Annotated in this window: 2 protein-coding genes; one reads left to right on the plus strand and one right to left on the minus strand. The window is 67.1% G+C overall.

Annotation, left to right across the window (positions count from 1 at the left end):
• Window positions 1–17: 17 nt before the first annotated feature.
• Complete coding sequence (locus AC3EUJ_RS37105) at window positions 18–602, minus strand: hypothetical protein (RefSeq protein WP_431969397.1); 585 nt, start codon at window positions 600–602, stop codon at window positions 18–20.
• A 646-nt stretch (window positions 603–1,248) separates the two neighbouring features.
• Here AC3EUJ_RS37105 and AC3EUJ_RS37110 point away from each other — a divergent pair.
• Window positions 1,249–1,503, plus strand: a 255-nt coding sequence (locus tag AC3EUJ_RS37110) for a transposase (RefSeq protein ID WP_431969399.1), incomplete at its 3' end; no start/stop codon positions are given.

Here is a 1,503-nt window from a genome sequence, read left to right on the forward strand (position 1 = left end):
CGACACCAACGAGCTGTTCAGGAGGCCCTACTCGTATGCGCCGAGCACCCCGCCACCACCCAATCGAGACTCCCGTTCGATACCCACCCCTCAAGATCGGAACGACAACAGCTACTGAGAGCGCGGATCCGTTCGTTGAGGACCGGGTGGTCTGAGGCGGATGCGGCGCCGGAGTCCAGGTCGCGGAGGATGTCGTTGCCGCCGTTGCGGGCGGTCCGCCAGATGCGCAGTCCGGCCTCACGTGCGTGATCAGCGCCGAAGAGAGCCACGTGATTGTAGGCCTTGCGTAGCTGCGTTCTGAGCTCTTGCCAGCGAGCTTCGGTCTCCGGGCGATGAGCGGCAGCCTCCGGGCCGATGAGGCGGGGCAGTTCGGATCGTATGAACTGCAGTGCTTCTTCACCTGCGAGGGAGAGGGCGGAGTAGGCCTTCAGGCGTTCATCGCGAAGCCAACGGCCCTGTTCGCCCTCCAGGCGCATCGCCTCGAGGGCGCGGGTGTCGCGGGCTCTGCGTCGCTCCAGGGACGCGTTGGCCAGGAGTGTGAGCACTACACCGCCCAGGGTTGCCCCTACGGTGATCAGTTGGGTTGCGGTTCCGGGCTCCACGTGGCCTCCGCGTCGAGGTGCTGGCATCCCAGTCTGTGTGCAGTGATGATGAGCAGGCTTGAGACAGTCACGGGTAGGTTTCCGATGCTGTTCATGATCGGGCCGGAAGCCGTGGGGCGTCTCGCGGATGCGCCGATTTATCCGTACAGCGCTCAGTCCTGCCAGCAAGGCCCGTCCTCAACGAGGTCCCCGGTTTTGGCTGGGAAGAGTTCCACGAGGCTGCTGGTCATTTCTTCGACGACCCCGACGACGCTACGGGGCTCGGGAACCGTGGCGGCGTGTTCGGTGGCAGCGGCGCAAGCCCGGCACGCATCCGTCAGGCGCCAGATGCGACCGCCCGCGCTCCGTGCGAGTAGCAGGGCGATTGGTCCGCTGCAGCCGCGGTGACGCGGGTGCCAACGGCAGCCGTGCTCGCCGCACCTGCAGGTGCGCAGGTGGGCGGGGAGCGGTTCGGAACGGGCGTGGAGGGCCAGGTGGTTCACGATGACGGCTCGCGTCGCGGCGGACCCGGACGTGGCCGGGATGCGGCCGCACTGCGGGCAGATCAGGTCCGTCCCGCCAGTGCTGGGACGGACCTGGAGTGTCCAGGTGCGCTTTGAACCGCTCCGGGTTCGGTAGGGACTCGATCATTTGAGAGGATTGAGTCATGGCACGTCCTTCCCAGTACCCGCTTGAGCTGCGCCGTCGTGCGGTGCGGATGGTCGCCGAGGTGCGGCCGGAGTACGACACCGAGTGGGCCGCGATGAAAGCGGTCGCCCAGAAGCTGGGCATCGGCACGACCGAGACGCTGCGCAAGTGGGTCCGGCAGGACCAGATCGATACCGGCACCCGGCCGGGCACGACGACGGAGGAGTCGGCCGAGCTGAAGCGGCTGAAGAAGGAGAACGCCGAGCTGAAGCGC

Source organism: Actinacidiphila sp. bgisy160, from assembly GCF_057707815.1.